This window comes from Anaerorhabdus sp. (genome assembly GCF_036637135.1).
Classification (GTDB): domain Bacteria; phylum Bacillota_I; class Bacilli_A; order Erysipelotrichales; family Erysipelotrichaceae; genus Anaerorhabdus.
The window spans coordinates 1-18,220 of record NZ_JAVWNC010000045.1; the positions used below are offsets into that span (position 1 = coordinate 1).

An 18,220-nucleotide genomic window follows, 5' to 3' on the forward strand; every position below is an offset into this window, starting at 1 on the left:
GATGCCCAGATTTTCCCGCTGTTACCATTTCGATGATACTTTTTCTTATGCCTTTGATTTTATCATTTAAATTATCCATAATTAGTCTCCTTATCTATCTATTTTATCACGGATTTCTATTTTTTAGCTAACAAGTGCTACTAAAATAAACTTTCTATCTTATAAATAAAACAATGGTATATTCACACCAATTTTGGTAGAATGTGTTTAGAAATATTTGAAAAGAATAAATCTAATAATTATTTAACCTATTGTTTTCTAAAGTCTGTGTTTTTCACTTAGTTGAAAAAGTTGGGGGCCCTATGAATTTAGAACAAAGAGCATTGGAATTTTTCGCGTATTTAGAAGAGAATTACTATTTAAAAAGAGATTTAAAAAGTGTTGAAAATTGTCTAAGTAATAATATTTCTTGGATAGGTACTGGAGTTAATGAAGTCTGCACAAACCTTGAAGAAGCTGGACAAGCACTAACTAATGAAGTTAAAGAATATGATGGAACCTTTTCTATCTCCGATTCCGATATCAACTACATCGAACTCTCAGATAATTTATGCATAATTTTTGGCTCTATCATTGTTACGCCTCAATCTTTTGAATTGGCTGAAGAGAATTTACGCTTTTCAATCATTTTAAAAGACATCGATGGCAAAATGACATTAGAGCATGTTCATTTTTCTCATCCTGATATCATGCAAGGAGAAGATAATTATTTTACTCCCAAATCACGGATGAATACTCATTGCAATCTTCAAAATAAAGTAGACCAACGTAGACGTCAACTTGAAATTTTAACCAAAAATATACCCGGTGGTGCACATCAATGCTTGGATGATGATGGGTTAACCTTGGTCGCTATGAGCGATGGTTTTTTAACAATGCTTGGATACACTCGCGAAGAAGTTCAATCACTTTTCGATAATAAATTCATGAATTTGATTTACCCTGATGATAGAGCGAAAATCTTACGCGATATACAACAACAAGCGAATGATAAAGATGAATTAGAACTCGAATATCGCCTTAATCATAAAAATGGTCAACCGATTTGGATTCTTGATAAATGTAGACGAGTTCATACAGATGGACAATCTAGTTTTTATTGTATCCTTATCGAGAATACAGATAGAAAAAAGGAACAAGAAGAATTGCGACTATCGCTTGAAAGATATCAAGTCGTGATTAACCAAACAACTGATATTGTGTTTGAATGGGACGTTATCAATGATACTCTTAACTTTTCAAACAATTACTACAAGAAATTTGGTTATATAGCTCTTTCTAGTGATATTTCTCAAGTTCTAATGCTTTCTAATAACATTCATCCAGGTGATAAAAAGAACTTATCAACTATAATGAGGAAATGTATTGCAGGTGAGCCATTCGCTGAAACTGAATTGAGAATCAAGAAAGAATCTGGACCATTCATTTGGTGTCGAGTACGTGTCACTACGCAATTCAATGACTATAAACAACCTGTAAAGGTAATTGGAATTATTGTGGATATCAATGATGAGATAAGACAAAAACAGAAGCTTCTTGATCAAGCACAACGAGATCCACTTACAGGCTTATATAATAAATCTGCTATCTATTCTGTAATAGACAGTTGTATTCGAGAAAACATTGACCACACAACTCAAGCTTTGATGATTTTAGACATCGACTACTTTAAGAGTATCAATGATCTTTATGGTCATTTAACAGGTGATAAAGTTTTATCCGAAGTTGCAAAAGCTTTAAAGGATGCTACTCGTTCAACTGATTTTGTCGGTCGTATCGGGGGCGATGAATTTATTATCTTCTTACCCGAAGTTATTAACACAGCTGCCGTATTAAAGAAAGCAGATAATATATTGGATGCGATACGCTCTCTTCGTCCTTTTAAAGATGAAAGACACCTAACATGTAGTGTAGGAATCGCAATGAACGTTTCTCACGAGACTAGTTACTTTGATCTTTATCAAGCTGCAGACGAAGCTCTTTATATTAGAAAAAACAACGGAAGAGATGGTTCAACACTTTTCGATAGCGAAATTCATTCAAATCTAAATAAAGTTTTAAACAACCATAGAAATAACGAACAAACTGATAATAACTACGCAAACAATTACGTTGTTGACCAAGGATTAGCTCAATACTGTTTTAGAACATTATTCGCCTCTGATAACTTCGAAAGTGACTTAACCAGTCTTCTTGAAATTATCGGTCGATCATTTGATGTTAGTAGAACTTATGTATTTGAAAGCGATGAAGATTATAATCATGTCAATATGACTTATGAATGGTGTAATGATGGTATTGAACCTCAATTAGCCTTACTACAGGATTTCACATATGATGAAGACTTGGATGACTATCCAAGTAACTTTAACGAAGAAGGTATCTTTATTTGGTCAAAAACAAATCCAATTAGTGAAAAATTACTAAAGGTACTAGAGGTACAAGGAATTAAATCTATGTTGCAATGTGGTGTTTATTACCAAGGTAATTTCCTTGGTGGCATTGGATTCGATGAATGTGTTCGTGAGGATCGTGAATGGTCTCCCGCACAAATCAGTAGTTTTAAATTAACCGCTAATGTTTTATCCACATTCATGATTCAGCATCGTATGCTTCAATATCTTTTAAAACTCACTGGAAACAAAGATTCAATTTAAAGCACCGGTTGTCCAACTGGTGTTTTTTAATCCAAAAATTCCTTTATAGTTTGAATAACCAAATCATGATCCTCATTTGGTTGTAACCCACTCACAGCTATTGCACCTATAAAACCTGCATTTTCCACATAGATTGGGAATCCACCGTGTATTACTGCGTAGTCTTCAGCTCTAAGTCCATATTTACTTCCGATGAGTGATGAATCACCTTTCAACTTAAAATGAATAAATTTTGATGAATGGTGAAAATACATTACTGTATTAATTTTTCTTTTTAACCATTGATCATTGTCTGGAATACATTTATCTGAAGCAAAGTGAAATAATACTTTTCCATTCGCAACAATTTCTACACAAACTTGTAGATCATTTTCAATGGCATAGTTCGCAATTCTTTGACCCATCATAAATGCTTTTTTAGCATTGAAACTTTTAAATTTGAATTGGTTTTCTTCTTCTAAACTCAATATCATTTCTTCAGTCATTGTTTTCTCCTTTTAATATTTTTTCTATCATTTTTCCAACACCATCATCTTCACAGTTTTCACAGATTGCAGTAGCACATCTCTTAATGTCATCTGATGCATTACCCATGACCATGTTGTGTCCTCCAAGTGCAAACATTGTTTGATCATTAACATCATCACCAAACATATAACTATCTTTAATAGAAATATTATTTTTTAAACAATATAGTTTTATTGCATTCCCTTTATTCGCATTCTTGTGTGTTAATTCAAAACCTTTGTTTGCATAAAATGCTTTTGTCATATCGAACTGATCTAATAGATTATTTATTTCTTGTTCATTGTTGTTATATAATCCTAAGATTTTATATATTTTTTGATTTTTAAATTGTTCAATTGAACAATGTTCTGTGTAATCAACATTCAAATCATTCGCTATTGGATAAACAAAATTTTTTATAATTTCTTTATTTGCATAGATATGATTAATAGACTTAAATATTACACTTACATTGTTTTTATTTAATGAATTATAGAGTTGAATTAGAATTTCTTCACTAATTGGATATTCTATAAGATTGGGTGAATAAGCACCATTAAATCCAATTGCATCTATTTCTTTCCCTATTTTTTCCGTAAGATAATTCACGAATTGAATGGGTCTTCCACTCACAAGAACTACACGATATCCTTCATCTATAGCATGAATAAGTGCTTCACTATTTCTTGAAGAAATTGTTAAATTCTTTTGCATTAATGTTCCATCTAAGTCGATAAAGATTGCTTTTTCCATATATCTAATCTCCTTGTTGTAAATTTAATCGTTTGCATAATTACAAACAATGCAAGCGCAGAACAAATTGACGTAATGAATTGTTTAGAAATTGCCCACGAAGATAACACAATAACCATATCCAATACAAATAGAATAGAAGCGAGGTCAACTTTTTTCAGTACTAATCTAATTAGCATCGCTAACACATCTGTGCCTCCTGTTGCACATTCTCGATGTATTGCTAAACCGATAGATACTCCAACTAATAAACCACCCAATATACTCGCAAGAATCATGGAATTAGTTATGTGTATTTGTGGTATAAATCTTAAGAACAGCGGAACCATAATTGTTACATACAATGTCTTAACGCCAAATTTACCACCTAGAAACACTGTGCTGATAATCAACAGTGGAACTGAAATACAGAGTGATATAAGATCTACTGAAATATTGGTTATTGTACTGGCTGTAATCGCTAGCCCTGTAATTCCACCCGGAGTAAGTGCATATTCAGTGAAGAATAACCGTACTGCTAATGCCGTTAAAAAGGCTGATAATGTAAGCAAACTTACATCTAATATTCTTTCTTTCATAATCCTCCTAAAAAGAAAGTCTAGTTAAACTAGACATTTCGTTATTCTAAATTAAACTTCTTAGCTGCTTCATCAATTGCTGTACGACATTTTTTCATGCCAGCTTCGATTCCATCTGGATCTTTGAAAATTGCTGATGAAAGGACAATAACATCTGGATTACATTCAATTAGTTTTTCCATATTATCTGCTCTTAATCCACCATCAATTGCAAGTTCACATTTTGGATTCTTTTCATCAATTAACTTACGTGCTCTTTTCACTAAATCAATTGCACTTTTTCTCCAACCCCAGTTATCTTTACCATCTGTTTCATCTACACCATGAGTAACAATTTGAAGGCGATCAATATCATAAATTGATTCTTCAACAAAGCATAATGGCGTATAACATCCTACTGTTAATCCAACTTTAAGTTTTCTTTCTCTACACCAGTTGATAATATAAGCAAGTTGAGCTCCAATAAAATGCTCAGCAGGTAGAATCAACATGTTTGCTCCTGCTTGATAAATTTGTTCAATAAACATTTCATCCATACTCACTGTATAAAAATGACATTCGATTGGTAAGTTTGTTTCTGGGCGAATACCTGCAATAATTTGGTGACCTCCCATAAGTTTCATGTTTTGTAAATCATGCATGTCTGCTGCATCTGAATGGATATAATCAGCGCCCGCATCACTTGCTGCTTTTACTACATCGGCAATTCTTCCGTAATTAACATGTGCTAATCCTGCTGAAATTTTAATATGTTTCATATATTTTCCTCCTATAGTTTACATATTTCATTAACAATTTCTAAAATTGTTTCTGTTTTTTCCATTGGCAAATGTTGCCAGATTTCACAGTTTTTAATTTTATCAATTGTACTTTGTTCTAAATCAAATTGACTTAGATTAAATTCTAAATAATTTTCTTTCTCAAACTTATTTAATACTTTATAAAAATCTTTGGCTGCTTCTGCATCATCCTTATCACAATATGATTCATCAAAGATTCGACAAACCGTTGCGAACTTTGTTTGATACTTTTCATAAGTATGTTTTACAAATGTTGGATATATCATCGCTAGTGCTTGACCATGAGATAGCTTATTCACGTAACTCCCGATGATTTCAGAAAGCGGATGTGGAAGAGCTGCCCCATTATTTGCTAACGCTATACCTGCGTATGTATCTGCTAACATTAGTTTTTCACGATACTCAATTTTATTTTCTATTAAAACATGTGGAAGATTTTGTACTATATTTTGAATAGCTTGTAAGGAGAAGTTTTCCGTTATTGGATTTCCATCATTCCTCAAATAAGATTCAAATGCATGTGTGAACGCATCAAATGCAGTGGATACAGTAATGCTTCTTGGTAATGTCATGGTTAGCTCTGGATCAAGTATTGCAACTTCGACAAAGTTATCTTGATGGAATACTGTAAGTTTCATTTTAGATTCATCATCAGTAATAACACTAGCTTGTGTACATTGCGATCCTGTTCCCGCTGTTGTTGATATCGCAATTACAGGAAGATCTGTTTTACTTATTTTCTCATATCTATTGGCAAAATTATCATATTTTTTAAACATTTCTTGCCAATCGATAATTTCACAATCAATGCACAAACTAATCATTTTTGCAGTATCAATTGAAGAACCTCCACCCATAGCCACGATAACATCGACATTATTTTCCTTAGCTAATCGGAGTCCTTTATCAACAGCGCTTGTTAATGGATTTGGTTCTATTTCTAAATAACAAGTTGTTATGATACCATTTTCATCCAAGTTGTTGATTACTTGATTAAACATGGGTTGTATTGCTTCATTCATTACTGGTCCTACTAACAATACCCTGTTTCCATATCTTTTTACTATGTTTGGTAAATGATTAACTTTCTTTGCACCAAATATTAATTCAGTGGGTTGTTGATAATTAAATTTCATAGGCCCTCCTTCTTGTCTTTATTATATCGTTTCTTACCTTTTTATCGTTTCATCTGTTTACCGAAAAGTTGTGGTAAAAATATACGAATTTGTATACTTTTGCCACTATATTATGGCAAGTTGCTATTAGGTAGATTCTTTAATATGTTTTACAATTATACTGAGGTGAAATCTATGAAAACATATAATATAGGCGTTTCTGGTTACGGATTAATGGGTAAGGTACATAGTCAATGCTATTTATTACAACTAAGTAATTATCCCCAAGATTTTTTAGTTAATCTTGCAAGTTTGAACACAAAGGAACTTACATCGGATAATCATTTATTTAAGACTCAAACTACTTCTTTTGATGAGTTTTTAGGTAACAACTTAGATTTAGTTGATATTTGTACTCCCAATGCTACTCATTATAAACAGGTTCAACAAGCACTTCGCAAAAACTTAAATGTATATTGTGAAAAACCTCTTTGTTCAACAATTGAAGAATCTATTTCACTAGTTGAACAGGTTTCTAATTCTTCTGTGCTAAATCAAGTTGCACTTGTATATCGTTTCATTCCAGCTTTTTCAATTGTTCGTGATGTAATTGCATTAGGTCAAATTGGGACACCCTTGCATTTTTCATTTACACTAAGACACGCAAGTTATTTACATCGCCCAAAAAATAATGAATGGCGCACAGATAAAACACAAAGTGGTGGCGGTGTCATTGTTGATTTAGGTATTCATGCATTTGATATTATTCGATTTATGCTAGGTGAATTCTCTACTATTTCAGTAAACTCACTTACCTATTCTCAAGATAATGAAACTGTAAATACCACCGCAAATAATGAATGTGATGATTATTCATCTTGTTATTGTACGTTAATGAATCATATTTTTGGTACAATAGAATTATCAAAACTTTGCCAATCCACTCAACCTGAGTGGGTACTTGAAATCTTTGGAAGCAAAGGATCTATTTATGCAGATGCCAATGCATCAAACGAAATTCGTGTGACTAATTCTTCGAATAGCACAACAACAGTTCGTGATTTAACATTATCAACTTATTCAAAGAATCTTAAATCTTGGCTCAGTTCTTTCCCCGTGGCAAGAGAAGTCGCTCCACATATAGCATCTATTCGTTCTGTTCTATCTTCAATCCATCTTAACCAACGTTTTGATGGCGTTCCTACATTTTACGAAGCACTCGCATCACAGCTCATTATTGAAGCAGGGCTTAAATCAAGCAAAGCAAATGGCAATCCAATTCATATTCAACAAATAGAAGAGGTCCTCGATGATAAATAATTTTGAAACCTATGCAGAAATTTTATTAAGAAAAGGCGTGAACCTACAAGAAGGTCAATTTCTGTCTGTCTATTGTCCTATTGAAGGTAGTGAGTTCATGCAAGTCTTATCAAAAGTTGCCTATAAGCTTGGTGCTCGGTATGTTGAAATTGAATTTTATGATCCTATCCAGGAACAAATTCGTTATCAAAACTGCAAATCAAACTACATACAAGATTACCCAAACTACTTCGTACAAAAGAAAATAAACATGGCTCAAGAAAATGTTGCATTGTTAAAATTTAATCCTGGAATTATACCTTCAATTCAATTTGATCCCCAAGCCAAGAAAGATTCCATAAAAGGGTTGAACAAAGCACTTGAACCTTATACCCAAATAAAAAGAGTAAAGACTTTCAATTCATGTTCCACTGTATTACCTACTCGTTATTGGGCAAAACAAATTTTTCCCCATCTTTCAAGCGAAGACGCTTACATTGCTTTATGGAATCAGCTTTTTCACATTGCTCAATGCGAACTAAATGATTCTCTTGATTATTGGGAAGATCACATTAACTATATTACCCAAAGAAGGAATCACTTAAATCAATTGAAATTAACCAAACTTCATATTTATGATAATGACTCAGACTTCTTTGTAGAGTTACCACATCATCATGTATGGATAGGTGGAAGCGAATGTACTGTTGAAGGTTTACGATGTATGCCAAATTTCCCTACCGAAGAAATATTTACAGCTTGTTCAAAATATGGCATTCATGGAAAAGTTCATTCATCAAAACCTTTTATTTATCAAAATGAAATTATTGATGATTTCACACTATTTTTTGAAAAAGGCAAAATTGTTGATGCTTGCGCAGCTCATGGACAATCAGCTTTAGATTCATTGTTGTCCCTTGAAGAAGGCACTCGCTATTGTGGAGAAATTGCACTACTTCAAGGTTCTACTATAATTTCAAGAACCAATACTATTTTTAAAAATACATTACTTGATGAAAATGCTGCATGTCACATGGCAATAGGTTGTGCCTACCCCATTAATATAAGCGATTCCCTTGTATACAATGCAGCAGATTTTGAAGCTCATGGCATTAACTTTGCAAGTATTCATTGCGACTTTATGTTTGGAAAAGAGGATACTACTGTCATTGGAATAGATTTAAATCATCAAGAAATACCATTAATCCAAAATGGAAAATGGACGTTCTAATTACATCATCATATGAAAAGGGAGATGCGCTACAAGATGCATCTCCCTTTTTACTTATTCAAATGTTGCGATGTTTTCTTCGCCTTCAGTAACATCTTTTTCTTCACTTACAACACACTTTCTTCCATCAGTTGCAATTAGAATAACATCTGTTGCAGTGATTTTATCTTTCATTGATTCGAAATCTGCAGTAATAAGTAATTGTCTTTTTTTAACTTTTTGATTCACTTCTACAAAAGATTCAAATCCTTCACCATTTAGTGATACTGTCTCGATACCGATATGAATCAAATATTCATTTCCATTTTCATCTTTTAATCCAATGGCATGTAACGTTGGAAACATCATCACAACCTCGCCATCAATAGGAGATACAATTTTATCAGAAGTTGGTTTTATAAATAATCCATCTCCCATCATTTTTTGTGAAAAAACGGGATCTATACTATTTTCAATTCTTTCAAGTTTACCCGTTGAAACCGCACAAACTGATGTTCCTTTTGCTTCATTTTTCTTAAATAAATTAAACATAACTCCTCCTTCTAAAGTAAAGACTAAGGATATCCCTTAGTCTATTCCTAGTATGTCTTTAACTGCAGTTGTAATTGAATTAACATTTACTCCATAAATAATTTGATAACTATTTCCACTATGTACACATCCCATAGCTTCTAAATAATCTTTCCAATCACTATCTTGAACTACTAAGCTTTCATCTTTTACGGTAACCCTTAATCGAGTAGCACAACATGCCACTGAATCAATATTTTCTGGACCACCAAATGCTTCAACAATTCGTATTTCTAATTTATCATTACCGCTATTTTCTTTCAACTCATTATACTCTTTTTTACTCATTAATTTAATATTATCGTCTTCGCGTCCAGGTGTCTTAATATTGAATTTCTTAATTGCGAACTTGAAGATAAAGTAATATGTTGCGAATGTTGCTGGTAATAAGAATATCAATGATAATGCATGAACTTTTTGTGGTTGGAATAAGTTAGGAATCATGAAGAACAACGCATGTCCGTTAATCGATATCTGCGCAATTTCCGCAATTACATAACACAATCCACAAAGTGGTGCATAAACTAACCAATAAAGTAATGGTGAAGCAAATAAGAATGTATACTCAATTGGTTCTGATATACCTACCAACATCAATGTAACTATAGTTGGAATTAATAATGATGCAACTTTTTTTCTATTTTCAGGTTTAGCACATTTATACATTGCAAATGCTGCCCCTGGTAACCCTGCTAATTGGAATAGAATACGACCTGATGTAAAGTTACGAATTAAATATCCTGTCGCATCTGGACTACCTGCTTGTCCTACGATAATGTTTCTAACACCTTCATAAACTACACCATCAATTGTCATTACTCCACCTACGCTAGAGTATTCAATTGGGAATGCAATTAAATGGTGAATACCAAATGGTAATAATGCTTTATCAATAAATCCAAATAACCATGTTCCAAATAGACCTGATGATCCTATGAAATATGTAAGAGTTTGTAACCCTGATGCAATAATTGGCCATACATAGTAAGTAACAATAGCTAATGGAACTGCAGCTAATGTAACTAATATTACAACAAATTTAGTACCTTGGAAAAAGGCAAACATTGGTTTAAATTTAATTTCACAAAATTTATTATGAATTAATCCTGCAGTTACCCCACTGATAATACCACTGAAGATACCCATATCAAATGTAAATTTACCTGCAACACTTCCCCATAATGCACTAAAGTTTAATGCTCCTTGTTGAGTGTATCCGATAGAAACTAAATTCTCCACCGTTACTGTATCTACATTCCAGCCTTGAGCTCCTGCATAAGAACCGATACATGTAATATAACTCATGAATAGAACGATACCTGCAAAAGCAGCCCATCCTTTTTCTTTCTTCGCCATTGCGAATGCAATTCCCACAGAGAACCATAGAGGTAGATAATTCATGAATGTAAATCCCATTGCTGAGATCATTCCGAATATTGTTTTCACTATATTATCCCCTGGAATAATATAATTTGTAAATGCACTACCTATCCCTACATAAAACCCTACAAGAACGAACAATACAATTGGTACCATCATAGCACCTGCAAAAGATTGTAATTTTTCTTGAATCTTTTTCATAATTCATCCTCCTTATCTGCCTTGAGTATACCAAAGTAAGCGGTTACTACTATTAGTTGTGTCTTACACAAACTTGTGGTAATTTTGTACGAATTGATTTATTATGCTACAATCTATTTAAATATAGAGGTATCCACATGAAAGCAGATAAATATTCGATTACTAAACTCATTTTACTTCAAGAACGCACTTTTACATACCAAAAACTTGCCGATATTTTACATTTATCAAGTAAGACAATACGAAATCAAATTGATGATATCGAAGAATTTCTAAACAAGTATAATATAGAACTATATCGTCAACCAGGCATCGGAATTGAGCTTGTGGGTAATCGCCAAGATATTTTAAACTGTTATAAACAATGCTTAATAGAAATTAAAGATACACATGAACTATCTTCTTCAATTCGAGAAAATATTATAATTTTTAATTTACTAACGAAATCAAAAAAAATTACTATGAGTTACCTTGAAGATTTACTTTTTATTACTCGCCCAAGTATTTACAACGATTTAAAAGTAATCGAATCATTTTTCGAAATAAATGATGTAAAAATTGAGAAAACTCGCAAAACCGGTATCGAACTAATTTGTGGTGAAAAACGAAAAAGAAAATGTTTGCTTGATTGGGCAACTACCATGTTGAAAGAAGATAAAATAAACTATTATTCCTATCCAGAAATTATAAATTATATGGATTATATATTCGGTGACTTCAACAATCATTATCGTACATATTTAAGAAACTTTATTTTAAATGTGGAAAACTTTGCGAAGTTCAAAATAACCCACAGTGAATTAGAACGTATCATTACGCTTTTTCTAATATCATTTGAAAGAATTCAAAAAGGTTATACTATCACCATTAATCAAGAATTGAAAAAGAAGTTAAAAAATATAAAAATATTGGAATTCATAAAAGATAACGAAGCAAAACTAAACAGTAAATTCGGAATTCAATTAAATGAAAATGAAATACTTTATCTATCCTCACTTTTATCATCCAATTCTACATCAACTTATGAAGTAGCTTTCCAAGAATCTAGTAATCCAAAACTATTATTTGAAATTATTGATATTTTCTACAACACACTACAAGACTACATGAATGAATTTGATAAAGATTACTTTAGGGTAAAGTTATTTCCTTACTTAGAAAAAGTAATGCAAAAATCTAACTTTGAATATGATCTTTATAATCCCAACGAAGATACTATAAAGGTATTATATCCAAAATTATTTAACTTAGCTAAGTTAATAAATCCTATCATGAATGAAATAGTAAACAAAGAACTTCCTTCTTCAGGAATCGCAACAATAACATTATTATTAGCTGATATATCATTAATTCAAATTAATAAGCTAGTTTGTTATTACGTAGTTACAAACAATATATTTGAGCAAGATCTAAACATTCATATATTAAAAAATAACATTCCTAATTTAGAAGTCGTTACTGATGATAACATCATTGATTTCTCCGCAAGCGATATAGACTTTATTATTTCCAATGATCCAATTGAGACAGTTAAAGTTCCTGTATTTATTGCACCTTTAGTTTTCACACCTGAATTTTTAGTTCTACTGAAACAAAACGTAAAAGAAATTATTGAAAGTAAATCAAATTCATTCTTTAAAAAATAATTACGCTTTTTTACTTTTTATAACCAGTAACGCCATGGCTGCAACAATGAATAAACAGCCTGATATTTTCATTATGCCTACTGATTCATTCAGTAATATAAATCCAAATACGACAGATGATATTGGTTCAAATAAGCAAAACATACTTGCCAAAGTACTGCCTAATTCTTGTATTCCTATCTTCAAGAAAATCAACGCAATAAATGATGCAAGTAAACCAATACATACCATTAGCAAATAATTAGAAACTGGTTGAATGAATATAATTTGATTTGTAAAAATATTAAATACAAGTAATGATACACTTACTATCGCTGACAAATAAAACGATAGCTTATAGTTATTCATAGAAGATAAACCTGCTTTTTCAATGCCTACTAAATAAATCGCAAATGTGACTCCACTAACCAGTGCCATTGCAACACCTTGTATTCTTGAGAAGTCATTGAAATCTATGAAGAAAGCAATACCAACCATCGCAAGAAACAATGAGATGTATTGTCTTGTAGTTATATGATCTTTATAAACAAAATGACAAATAACTAAAACAAATAAAGGATACATAAAATGTAATGTTGTCGCAGTCCCTACTCCAATATATGAATAACTACTATATAAAAGTAACGTAGTAAATACCGCTCCAAACATTCCAATAATAATCATCTTAAAAAATTCATCTTTATTAAGTTTAAGCGAAATCTTATTCTTGATTATCAATACACCTAAAATAGGCAATACAAATAAACTCCGAAAGAATGTAAGTGTATATGGATTGTTTCCAAATTCGTATGTCATCGAACACAATACTGGAGTAAATCCATAAATCAGTGCTGATATGATTGTAAGTAAAATCGCTTTGTTTTTTGTCATAGTCCACTCCTATAAAAAGTACAAATTAAATTTGTACTTTTTTATTCCCAAATCGTATGAAATGTTCCTTTACGATCAATCCGTTGATATGTATGAGCTCCAAAATAATCTCTTTGCGCTTGTAACAAATTTGCACTTGTTATTTCACTACGATATCCATCAAGATATTGTAACGCACTTGTAAATGCTGGTATATAAATACCACATTCTATCATTTTGATTAAAGTCGATCTCAAATCTGGTTGATACTCTATTATCTTACCATAAAATTTGTTTGTTAAAATTAGATTATTGTTTTCTTCATCAAATGCTTCCTTGATTTCATTTAAGAAATTTGCACGTATGATACAACCCTCTCTCCATAACATTGCAATACTTCCAAAATCTAAATTCCAATCATACAAATTTGCTGCATCTTTTAATAATTCAAAGCCTTGTGCATAACAACATATCTTGGCTGCATATATTGCATTCTCTAAAGCATTTAAAGTTTCTTTTTTGTTATAATGTCCGCCACCTACATCAAACGTTAATATCTTGCTTGCTTGAATTCTTTCTTCTTTTTTTGAAGAGAGATATCTTGCTTCAACTGATGCAACAATTGTTGGAATAGGAGTTCCAATATCAAACCCTTCAATCGATGTCCATTTTCCCGTGCCTTTTTGCTCTGCTTTATCTAAAATCATATCTATTAAATAATTATTTGTGAATTCATCTTTCTTAAGTAGAATTTCCGATGTGATTTTAATTAAATAAGACTGAAGTTTACCCTTATTCCATTCACAAAAAGTTTCTTGTATTTCTTCAATAGAAAGTTTTAATCCATCTTTCATGAATGAATAAGCTTCACATATAATTTGAATATCTGCATATTCAATTCCATTGTGAACCATTTTTACATAGTGTCCTGATCCACTTTCTCCTACATAACTACAACACGCTTTTCCATCTTCTGCTTTTGCAGAAATATCTTCTAATATTTTTTGAACTTTTTGATATGCTTCTTTATTACCTGATGGCATAATGCTTGGACCAAATAAAGCGCCCTGTTCACCACCAGAAATACCTACACCCAAGAAGTTAATTTCTTTACCTTTTAAGTAATTGTATCTTCTAATTGTATCTTTGAAGTATGAATTCCCTCCATCCAAAACAATATCACCTTGTTCTAAATAAGGAAGGATTCCTTCAATTACTTTATCCACTGCTTCACCTGCAGTTACCATAAGTAGTACTTTTCTTGGCACCTCGAGAGAATTAATGAATTCTTCTACATTGAAACAGCTCTTTACAGGTTTCCCTTGTGTTAATTCGCTAAAACTTTTTGTATACTCTGTTTCGCGATTATACACAGAAATCGTATATCCATGATTCAAAATATTTAATGCAATACTTTTACCCATGACTCCCAATCCAAAAACACCTAAATTACTTTTCATATCTTTTCTCCTGATACCTTATTCGTGTTCTAAACGTTCTTTTAATTCTGCTTTTGCATCTTCTATAATTTTTGGATTGTACAATAATTCTAATGCTGTTCTTGCCATAGATTTACTTGAAACTTCTAAACATCTTCTACCCGCATCTGAAATTGCTAATTGCTTAAATTGTTCAGTGTGGTTAGAGATTTTATATTCTGGAAATATAGTAATGTATGGATTACAAATAGGAATATGTCTTGATATATTACCTAAATCTTCTCCACCAAAATCTATTGGCATCCCATCCATCAATGGTTCATTGATTGCAATTAATTCTTCTTTACAAACATCCGATAAAATTTTATTTGGAATTCTTCCTTCATATCCATCTTCAATTTTAACATTGCATTTACATCCCATAGCTTCACCACAACCTTCGGCTGCATGAACTATCATTTCAGCATAGCGATTTAAATCATTAAGACTGAAACAACTTAATGAACCTCTGATTTCTGAACGCTCTGGAACTAGTCCCGTTTGCAATCCTCCATCAACAATAATGCCACTTAATCTAGCATCACCCTTAAAATGTTGTCTTAACATACCCGTTGCAACAAAGTACAAATTTGCTGCGCTTAATGCATTGATTCCATTATCCGGATGCGAGCCAGCATGAGCTGATTGTCCTAAATACTCAATGCTTATTTTTTTTGAAGAAAGACATTCCCCCGCAAGTCGTGATGTGAAGCTTGTCGGATGCATCATGATGACTGCATCCACTTCTTCAAAGAATCCTTCTTTCAATAAGATGATTTTCCCACCACCACTTTCTTCTGCTGGTGTTCCAATAATTTTTAGTGTTCCTTCAAACTTCTCATTCTCTAATGTTTTTTTGATGCCAATTGCTGCACCCATAGCCGAAATCGAAATTAAATTATGTCCACAAGCATGACCTATGGCAAGTGCATCATACTCTGATAGAATTGCTACTACAGGCTTACCTTCACCTATTGAAGCTTCAAAGGCTGTTGGTAATGATCCCAATCCCTCTTTAACCCTGAATCCTTCTTTTCTCAAAAAGTCACATTGTGCTTTGCATGCCTTTTCTTCTTTAAAACAAAGTTCAGGATTTTCATGAATATAACGAGATAAATTCCATAACTCATCCATTCTGTTTTCTACTTCTATATCGCTTAGTTTTTTTAATTCATCTTTCATATCGTGCACCTTAGAGCAATAATTTATTTGCCCTCTCCCTTCCACTTATCGGTTCTAAATTAGCCTAAAATTCCAAAGAAAGCTGCTACAATTGAAATTAATAAAATTGTAAGTACTAACTTAATATAGTTTTGTTTTTTGTGTGTAAAATACCAATAAATACCGAAGATTGCAAATAATTGAAGTAAGCCTGGTAGAATTGCATCTAAATTTGCTTGTAATCCTATTGCTGCCCCTGTTGATGAAATAACCCAATTCAATGGTGTACTTACTTTTACATAAGATGCTGATAATGCTCCCATCATAAATAAACCAAGAACTGATGCAGCGGTAATTAAAGTATTCATTGTTCCTGATTTCAATAATTTTGGAACTGCTTCACTACCTAAACGATATCCTAAATTACATGTATATCGTCCTAAAACGAAGATTAGAATAGAGAACATTGGTGGAAATATTAGTGCTACCGGGCTACCTTGTAGTGCAAATGTACAAGCTAATCCCAATAGAATTGCTTTTGACATTCCCCAAATTAATGTATCGCCAATACCAGCAATCGGTCCCATTAACCCTAGTTTAATACCAGTAATAACATCACCAGTTAAATTCCCTTTGGCTTTTTCTTCTTCCATTGCCAAGGCTATCCCTACAACGACTGAACCAATTGTTCCCTCTGTATTATAGAATTCCAAATGACGCTGTAATGCTTCTTTGTAATCGTCATCATTTGGATAAATCTTTCGTAGATTACGTGACATAGCAGCACAGAATGATGGCGCTTGTAAACGTTCATAAGAATTATTTGTTTCTGCTGCCAAATACCAAATTAAGTGTGATTGATTAACTTCCTTCTTGGAAAGTAGTCTTTTTTGTTCTGTCATACAGTTGTTTCTCCCTTCTTATTACTTGCAAAATACATAAGAGCTGCGATACAAATACCAAATACTGCACAAGCCATTGTTCCTACATTTAAGTATTTAACTGCAAAGAAGCCCATGAAGAAATAAGGTAATAATTCTTTACGTCCAATTGACATGATAATAACCGCAAATCCAATTGCAGGTAATATTCCTCCAGCTACTGATAATCCAGTAATAATGAATTGAGGTAAATAAGTTAATATTGTTTGCACAACACTTGCACCAAACATATTGATAACAAATACTGGAATGAAGCGAATTGCGAATGCAACTATAGTTGGATAGACCATTGCACACCAATAGATTCCTTTTTGATCACCTTCTGCCGCACATTTATCTGCTTTATGTAACCAAATTAAATTTGTAGTTCTACGAATTTGATCAATAAATGAACCTAAGATTCCAAATGGAACAGCAATTGTTACAGCTGTATCTACATCCAAGCCAAGTTGGAAAGCAACTGGTATAGCGATACAAGCTGCTAGACAGCCATCACTTGGTACGTTACCACCTGTGAATACAACACCTAAATAAAGTAAATTAATTGAAGCTCCTAAAATTAAACCATTAATTGGATCTCCAAACATTAATCCAAATACAAATCCTAAAGTTACTGGTGCTCCTATCGCACTTGATAAACCATAACCAATGCGTGATGTCCCTAAGAAGTACAGTAATCCACTAACTACTGCTATTAATAATACAGACATTTTGTTCCCTCCCTTTTTCTATTATTATTATTTTAGTTTTTCTAATACTTTCGATAATTCTGCTGACCCATCTTCTGGGACTTGGTGGAAGTACACTCTTGCACCCTTATCTTGAATTTCTTTTAGTAAGTCGCCATCAGTTTGATCAAGAGTAATAGGTCCAAATACAATCTTACGACCCGGTGCAGCACCGAGACCACCAATTTGAAGTTCTTTATAGTCGAAACCATTCATATAACACTTATGAGCTGCTTGGACATTTTTGAATAATACCAAGACGTTACCTTCTCCAAATTGATTTTCTTTCCATTTACTAACTGCTTCATCTTCTCCATAGATTAATA

Annotated in this window: 17 protein-coding genes; 4 read left to right on the top strand and 13 right to left on the bottom strand. The window is 32.4% G+C overall.

The genetic code is table 11. The annotated features are described in order from the left end of the window. The first annotated feature begins 302 nt into the window (after window positions 1-302). A complete protein-coding gene (locus RR643_RS08550) occupies window positions 303-2,657 on the top strand; it encodes a sensor domain-containing diguanylate cyclase (protein WP_332482958.1) in 2,355 nt (784 codons plus the stop codon). 26 nt (window positions 2,658-2,683) lie between these two features. On the opposite strand, the gene RR643_RS08555 is transcribed toward RR643_RS08550, so the two are convergent. Genes RR643_RS08555 through RR643_RS08575 form a run of 5 tightly spaced genes read right to left on the bottom strand, consistent with a single transcriptional unit; the run spans window position 2,684 to window position 6,431 of the window. Continuing rightward, window positions 2,684-3,142, bottom strand: coding sequence for a heme-binding protein (locus tag RR643_RS08555; protein ID WP_332468682.1), 459 nt, complete (start codon window positions 3,140-3,142; stop codon window positions 2,684-2,686). Continuing rightward, the gene (locus RR643_RS08560) at window positions 3,135-3,917 is read right to left on the bottom strand and encodes a Cof-type HAD-IIB family hydrolase (RefSeq protein WP_332482959.1); all 783 of its coding nucleotides are present in this window, start codon (window positions 3,915-3,917) and stop codon (window positions 3,135-3,137) included. Before RR643_RS08560 ends, RR643_RS08555 begins: the two co-directional genes overlap by 8 nt. Continuing rightward, entirely contained in the window at window positions 3,890-4,495 is a 606-nt protein-coding gene (locus tag RR643_RS08565) for a YitT family protein (protein WP_332468680.1), read from the bottom strand. Before RR643_RS08565 ends, RR643_RS08560 begins: the two co-directional genes overlap by 28 nt. 41 nt (window positions 4,496-4,536) lie before the next feature. Then, window positions 4,537-5,253, bottom strand: coding sequence for a ribulose-phosphate 3-epimerase (locus RR643_RS08570; protein WP_332482960.1), 717 nt, complete (start codon window positions 5,251-5,253; stop codon window positions 4,537-4,539). Window positions 5,254-5,264: 11 nt separating this feature from the next. Next, a complete protein-coding gene (locus RR643_RS08575) occupies window positions 5,265-6,431 on the bottom strand; it encodes an iron-containing alcohol dehydrogenase (protein ID WP_332482961.1) in 1,167 nt (388 codons plus the stop codon). A gap of 174 nt (window positions 6,432-6,605) precedes the next feature. Here RR643_RS08575 and RR643_RS08580 point away from each other — a divergent pair, with 174 nt between their 5' ends. Next, window positions 6,606-7,730 carry a Gfo/Idh/MocA family protein gene (locus RR643_RS08580; protein WP_332482962.1) on the top strand — a complete coding sequence of 375 codons (1,125 nt, stop codon included), beginning with the start codon at window positions 6,606-6,608 and terminating at the stop codon, window positions 7,728-7,730. Continuing rightward, entirely contained in the window at window positions 7,720-8,940 is a 1,221-nt protein-coding gene (locus RR643_RS08585) for an aminopeptidase (RefSeq protein WP_332468676.1), read from the top strand. The genes RR643_RS08580 and RR643_RS08585 overlap by 11 nt, the downstream gene beginning before the upstream one ends. Window positions 8,941-8,994: 54 nt before the next feature. On the opposite strand, the gene RR643_RS08590 is transcribed toward RR643_RS08585, so the two are convergent. Both RR643_RS08590 and RR643_RS08595 read right to left on the bottom strand, forming a co-directional pair. Beyond that, window positions 8,995-9,471 (bottom strand): PTS sugar transporter subunit IIA, encoded by a 477-nt coding sequence (locus RR643_RS08590; protein ID WP_332482963.1) that lies wholly within the window; start codon window positions 9,469-9,471, stop codon window positions 8,995-8,997. A gap of 36 nt (window positions 9,472-9,507) precedes the next feature. Beyond that, window positions 9,508-11,091 carry a PTS transporter subunit EIIC gene (locus tag RR643_RS08595; RefSeq protein WP_332482964.1) on the bottom strand — a complete coding sequence of 528 codons (1,584 nt, stop codon included), beginning with the start codon at window positions 11,089-11,091 and terminating at the stop codon, window positions 9,508-9,510. 137 nt (window positions 11,092-11,228) lie between these two features. Between RR643_RS08595 and RR643_RS08600 the strand changes: the two genes are divergently transcribed. Then, on the top strand, window positions 11,229-12,737 hold the full coding sequence (locus tag RR643_RS08600; RefSeq protein ID WP_332470002.1) for a BglG family transcription antiterminator: 1,509 nt from the start codon (window positions 11,229-11,231) through the stop codon (window positions 12,735-12,737). Here RR643_RS08600 and RR643_RS08605 read toward each other — a convergent pair whose 3' ends face one another. From RR643_RS08605 to RR643_RS08630, 6 genes are all read right to left on the bottom strand, one after another. Then, window positions 12,738-13,607, bottom strand: coding sequence for a DMT family transporter (locus RR643_RS08605; RefSeq protein WP_332482965.1), 870 nt, complete (start codon window positions 13,605-13,607; stop codon window positions 12,738-12,740). A 41-nt stretch (window positions 13,608-13,648) separates the two neighbouring features. Then, entirely contained in the window at window positions 13,649-15,046 is a 1,398-nt protein-coding gene (gene gndA, locus RR643_RS08610) for an NADP-dependent phosphogluconate dehydrogenase (protein ID WP_332482966.1), read from the bottom strand. 18 nt (window positions 15,047-15,064) lie between these two features. Next, complete coding sequence (locus RR643_RS08615) at window positions 15,065-16,246, bottom strand: M20 family metallopeptidase (protein WP_332482967.1); 1,182 nt, start codon at window positions 16,244-16,246, stop codon at window positions 15,065-15,067. A 59-nt stretch (window positions 16,247-16,305) separates the two neighbouring features. Continuing rightward, the gene (locus tag RR643_RS08620; RefSeq protein ID WP_332470006.1) at window positions 16,306-17,127 is read right to left on the bottom strand and encodes a PTS system mannose/fructose/sorbose family transporter subunit IID; all 822 of its coding nucleotides are present in this window, start codon (window positions 17,125-17,127) and stop codon (window positions 16,306-16,308) included. Continuing rightward, a complete protein-coding gene (locus RR643_RS08625) occupies window positions 17,124-17,876 on the bottom strand; it encodes a PTS mannose/fructose/sorbose/N-acetylgalactosamine transporter subunit IIC (protein ID WP_332470007.1) in 753 nt (250 codons plus the stop codon). Before RR643_RS08625 ends, RR643_RS08620 begins: the two co-directional genes overlap by 4 nt. 27 nt (window positions 17,877-17,903) lie before the next feature. Further along, window positions 17,904-18,220, bottom strand: a 317-nt coding sequence (locus RR643_RS08630) for a PTS sugar transporter subunit IIB (protein ID WP_332482968.1), incomplete at its 5' end; no start/stop codon positions are given.